The sequence below is a fragment of the Synechococcales cyanobacterium T60_A2020_003 genome (genome assembly GCA_015272205.1).
Taxonomy (GTDB): Bacteria; Cyanobacteriota; Cyanobacteriia; order RECH01; family RECH01; genus JACYMB01.
The window spans coordinates 1-1,998 of sequence record JACYMB010000084.1; the positions used below are offsets into that span (position 1 = coordinate 1).

Here is a 1,998-nt window from a genome sequence, read left to right on the forward strand (position 1 = left end):
CGATCTGGGGGAGCCCGCGCTCTACCCGATAGGGTGAGCGTCGGGAGGATGTCACTGCTTTACATAGATTGAATTTTGACGTTGCTTTGAGGGTTTGACAATGGTACGTCGAACTGTAACAAAGAGTTTAAGAGAATTTCCGATAGAGCCAGCAAACCGAAATTTAGAGTTGGATTTTGATCAATGGGCGGCTGAAGTGAGACAGCAAATGCTAGCGGCGTTGCGTAGACGCGGCAACGATAGTGAAGATATGGATTGAAAGGCGTCTAGCAATACGCTAGGGCAAGATTGGTTTTGAGTAGCTGGACAATGGTAATGGCAACGGAATGCGCTTAGGCTGCATTCCGTTTTTTTATGAGTAGGTTTTGCGCGAGTTAACGCTCGGAACACTAAGATATAAACTTATACCCTATACGGCTCGATGCTTTCCACCTTGGGAATAGGCTTAGTTTTAACCTGAGTTAAGACTCAATTGATTGAATCATCCATTTTTGTGCAATTTTCAGGCTATGTCTTCTACTGCTTCTAGTCTTGATGTTATTTGGGTGATTTTCTGCGCTATTCTCGTTAGTACTATGCAGGCCGGGTTTTGTTGCCTAGAAAGCGGACTGGTTCGGGCTAAAAACAGTATTAACGTTGCGATCAAAAATCTAGTCGATTTTTGCATTGCCTGTTCTATGTTTTGGCTGCTGGGTTTCACCCTGATGTTTGGTGCAACAGCACGGGGACTGGTCGGGACTCAGCTTCCGCCTACTAGTACCTGGACAGCTCAAGACTATGCCTTTTTCCTGTTTGAACTGGCGTTTTGTGGCACGGCGACCACGATTGTGTCTGGAGCCGTCGCAGAGCGTATGAGTTTTGGCGGATACTTTATTACAGCCGTTGTGTTGTCGTCGTGCATTTATCCGACTACTGGACATTGGGTGTGGGGTGGCCTATGGTTTGATACGACTCCCGGTTGGTTACACCGCTTACATTTTCATGACTTTGCGGGATCGACGGTAGTTCACTCAGTGGGCGCTTGGACGGCCTTCGCTGCCATTCTGATCATTGGCCCTCGATTGGGACGATTTGGCCCTCGCAGCAAACAGATTGATGGTCACAATTTGCCCATCGCTGTGTTGGGCGTGTTTTTGCTGTGGTTTGGCTGGTTCGGATTTAATGGGGGCAGTACCTTTGCATTCACTGATCAGGTTCCGCGCATTCTGGTGAATACGGCTCAGGGAGGAGCGGCTGGAGGTCTTGCGGCTTTGATCACAACGTGGATTATCCATCGACGCCCGCAAGTTCCATTGATCATGAACGGTGTCATTGGAGGGTTGGTGTCGGTCACAGCGGGGTGTGATTTCATGATTCCTTTGGGAGCCGCCTGGGCGGGAGCCATCGGAGGGATTTTATGTACGGTGTCTGCCCGACTGTTGAGCCAGTACAACATTGATGATGCGGTGGGTGTTGTGCCTGCCCATTTGGTGTGTGGGGTTTGGGGAACCTTAGCGGTACCCTTGTTTATCGATCCGCTGTTATGACCCGAGCCGTCCAGTCTGTGGCACAAGCTAGGTGTGCAGCTTTTGGGTGTTGTAACGGTTGGCCTGTATGCGTTCTCATTAAGCTACCTCGTCTTGTGGGGTGTTAATCGAATTTATCCGCTGCGAGTGACGGCCGATCAAGAGCGCATTGGGTTGAATATCTCTGAACATGGGGCAAGCACTGCGATTCAAGATTTATTGAGCAGCATGAATACGCACTCCTTGATGGGGGACTTCACCCAGCCTGTGATTGTGGAGCCGGAAACGGATGTCACGCTAATCGCGAATCATTACAACCGGGTGCTGGATACGATGAACCGGATGCAGGCGGATTTAAGTCTCAGTCATGATCGCCTACTCAAGATTTTGAATTCTCCGGCGTTTCCAGTCATTATCAGCAATATCGAGCATGGCATTATTCAATCCCTGCGGGTCGATTCCCCGCCGCTCTGCGGCGTAAAATGCCAGGATG

Annotated in this window: 2 protein-coding genes; both read left to right on the plus strand. The window is 49.7% G+C overall.

Annotated features, from left to right (window positions below):
* Positions 1–509: 509 nt before the first annotated feature.
* Positions 510–1,526, plus strand: coding sequence for an ammonium transporter (amt, locus tag IGR76_04315; GenBank protein MBF2077749.1), 1,017 nt, complete (start codon positions 510–512; stop codon positions 1,524–1,526).
* Between the two features lie 33 nt (positions 1,527–1,559).
* The coding region (locus IGR76_04320) for an ammonium transporter (GenBank protein MBF2077750.1) at positions 1,560–1,998 on the plus strand (439 nt) is incomplete at its 3' end.

Excerpts from the sequence above, each read along its gene's own strand:
- amt (MBF2077749.1), top strand. The coding sequence starts at position 510 with ATGTCTTCTACTGCTTCTAGTCTTGATGTTATTTGGGTGATTTTCTGC.